We start from the raw sequence: 2,966 nt of genomic DNA on the forward strand, positions 1-2,966 counted from the left end.
ACACCGACGGCCTGGTGGCGCAACTGGGCGACGCCGACGCCAGCGTGCGGCGCTGGGCGGCGCGCGACCTCGCCGACCATCCGCGCGCCGCGGCCGCGCTGTGCGCGCACCTGGCCGACGAGCCCGACGCCAGCGTGCGTGCGGTGCTGTTCAGCAGCGCCGCCCGGCTGGGCGGCTCCGCCGTCGTCGACGCCATGCTGCCGCTGCTGCGCAGCGAGGATGCCGGCCTGCGCAATGGCGCCATCGAAGTGCTGGCTGGCCTGCCCGAAGCCGTGACCCCCCACGTCGAACGCCTGCTGCAAGACGAAGACAGCGACGTGCGCATCTTCACCGTCAACCTGCTCGGCGATCTGCGCCACCCGATGGTGCCGCAATGGTTGGCCAACGTGCTGCTGCACGAGAGCGCCGTCAACGTCGTCGGCGCTGCACTGGAGGTGCTGGCCGAAGTCGGCACCCCGGCCTCGTTGCCGGCGCTGCGCGCGGCCGCACAGCGCTTTGCCGACGACCCCTACATCAACTTCTCGGTCGATCTGGCCATTGTTCGCAGCGTCACGCCATGAAAGCTGCCAGCGTGGCCACGCCACCCGTCATCAGCGACGCAGACTTCCAAAAGTTCGCCGAGTTCTTCCACCGCAAGACGGGCATCCATTTCGAAGTCTCCAAGCGTTACTTCGTCGACAAGCGCCTGATCGAGCGCATCCAAGCCACCGGCGCCGAGAGTTTTCGCGCCTGGTTCGTGGCGCTGCGCTTCGAGGCCGACGGCGCCGAGATGCAGCACCTTGTCAACCTGATGACGGTCAACGAGACCTACTTCTTCCGCGAGGCCTACCAGTTCGACTGCCTGGTCAACAACATGCTCAACGAGGTTGCCGCGCGCAAGGCGCCGGGCTCGCGCATCCGCATCTGGTCCATCCCCTCGTCCACCGGCGAGGAGCCGTACTCGATCGCCATATACCTACTTGAGCGCTGGGCCAAGATCGAGCAGTACGACGTCGAGATCCTGTCCTCCGACATCGACACCAAGGTGCTTGAGGCGGCGCAGCGCGGCGTGTATTCCTCGCGCTCGGTGGCCCAGCTGCCCGCGCCCTACCTGAAGAAGTATTTCACGCCGCAGGGCGGCGGCGAGTGGCGCATCTCGCGCGAGCTCGTCGAGGCCGTGGAGTTCAGCCGCGTCAACCTCTCTGAGCCCGCCGACATGCGGCGCTTCCGCGACATCGACGTCATCTTCTGCCGCAACCTGCTGATCTATTTCGACGACCTCTCGCGCCGCGTCGCCGCCGAGGCGATGTTCGACACCCTGGCCCCCGGCGGCTTCATCTGCCTGGGCCATTCGGAATCGATGAGCCGCATGTCCTCGCTCTTCACCATGCGCCGGTTTCCGGATGCGCTTGTCTACCAGAGGCCGCTTTGATCATGAACCGCATTCTTGTTGTCGACGACGCTGCCACCGTGCGCATGTACCACCGAAAGATCCTGGGCGATGCCGGCTGGCACGTCGACGAAGCCAGCAACGGCGTCGAGGCGCTGGAGCGCGTGCATGCGCAGGACGACGACACCGCGTTCGATCTCTACGTCGTCGACGTGAACATGCCGCGCATGGACGGCTACAGCTTCGTGCGCGAACTGCGCCGCCTGCCCGCGCGCCACCAGGCGCCGGTGGTGATGGTCTCGACCGAAGCCAAGCAGCCTGACGCGAACGCCGCTTTCGACGCCGGCGCCAACGGCTACCTCGTCAAGCCGGCGCGCCCGGCCGAACTGGCGCTCACCGCCGCCTTGCTGCTGGGCGACCGATCGTCTGCACTGAAGGCGGCGCTGAAGGCCGCGCCCGGAGTCAAACCATGAACCAAGCGGATTTGCTGGACCAGTTCGTCATCGAGGCGCGTGAGTGCCTGGAAGCCATCGGCGCGCGGCTGCTCGACGTCGAGCGCGAGCCCACCAACGTTGACCTGCTGAACGACCTCTTCCGCTCCGTGCACACGCTCAAGGGCAACTGCGGGCTGTTCGAGTTCAAGGCGCTGGAACGCGTGGTGCATGCCGGCGAAGACCTTCTCGACCGCGTGCGCCACCGCACCCTGGACTACAGCGGCGAGCTCGCCGATGCGCTGCTGGAGGCCATGGACTACAGCACGCAGCTGATCGATCAGATCGAACGCAGCGGGCGTATCGACGACGGTGCCGACGAGCAGTCCATTGCCCATGCCAAAGCCCTGCGGGCGCTGCTCGCACCCGCTGCGGCCTTGGCAGCCGTCACCCAGAGCATGCCTGCAGGGCCGACCTCAAGCACGGGAGCCACGGCTGCCGCTGTTGCCGCACCCGACTGGCTGGGGCGCCTCGCGCCCACGCTGCTGGCCGCCCACCCCGCGGCGCTGTCGCTGCGTTACGTTCCCGAAGAAGGCAGCTTCTTCAAAGGCGAAGACCCCTGGCGGCTGGCGAGCACCGCGCCGGGCCTGCTGGCACTGCAGCTCGCCCCGCGCGAGTCATGGCCTGAGGGCGCGGCGCTGGCGGCCTGGGACTGCTACCAGTGCAACCTGGACATCGTGCTCCTCAGCAACGCGCCACGCACCGAGCTCGAGCAGCATTTCCGCTGCGTGACCGAGCAGGTCGCGCTACACGCACTTGCCGACGCTGGCACCGATGGCGCAACCGCTACCGTCACGGCCACCGTCGCGGACGACAGCGTCGCGCCCGAGCCGGGCCAGGCTCGGCTACAGCAGCGCGCCGCGCAGCTCTGGGCCGACCAGTGCACGCTGCTGGGCCATGCCGCGCTGCCCGCGGGCAGCGTATTGGCCGCGCGCCGCACCTTGCAATGTCTGCTGCAGGCCATCGACGACGGCCCGGCGCGCGCTCATCTCACGGCGCTGCCCGCGCTGCCCGAGACTGCCGCCGCGTTGCTGGGCTGGGCCCTGGCCTGGGCCGGCGCACCGGGCGCGGCGGCAGCGCACCCACGGGCCGGCAGCGCGGCCGAC

4 protein-coding genes are annotated in these 2,966 nt (G+C 68.7%); all 4 read left to right on the forward strand.

From position 1 onward, the window contains the following. A partial coding sequence (locus H0W38_RS19995; protein WP_292457464.1) for a HEAT repeat domain-containing protein occupies positions 1-560 on the forward strand: 560 nt, incomplete at its 5' end. Beyond that, the gene (locus H0W38_RS20000) at positions 557-1,411 is read left to right on the forward strand and encodes a protein-glutamate O-methyltransferase CheR (protein WP_292457466.1); all 855 of its coding nucleotides are present in this window, start codon (positions 557-559) and stop codon (positions 1,409-1,411) included. The genes H0W38_RS19995 and H0W38_RS20000, both read left to right, overlap by 4 nt. Positions 1,412-1,413: 2 nt before the next feature. Beyond that, complete coding sequence (locus H0W38_RS20005) at positions 1,414-1,842, forward strand: response regulator (protein ID WP_292457468.1); 429 nt, start codon at positions 1,414-1,416, stop codon at positions 1,840-1,842. Further along, a partial coding sequence (locus H0W38_RS20010) for an Hpt domain-containing protein (RefSeq protein ID WP_292457471.1) occupies positions 1,839-2,966 on the forward strand: 1,128 nt, incomplete at its 3' end. The genes H0W38_RS20005 and H0W38_RS20010, both read left to right, overlap by 4 nt.

The organism is Methylibium sp., assembly GCF_013817365.1.
Taxonomy (GTDB): domain Bacteria; phylum Pseudomonadota; class Gammaproteobacteria; order Burkholderiales; family Burkholderiaceae_C; genus Methylibium.

What these genes read in the sequence shown, in the direction of transcription:
- H0W38_RS20005 (WP_292457468.1), top strand. Translation starts at nt 1,414, where the DNA reads ATGAACCGCATTCTTGTTGTCGACGACGCTGCCACCGTGCGCATGTAC.
- H0W38_RS20000 (WP_292457466.1), top strand. Translation starts at nt 557, where the DNA reads ATGAAAGCTGCCAGCGTGGCCACGCCACCCGTCATCAGCGACGCAGAC.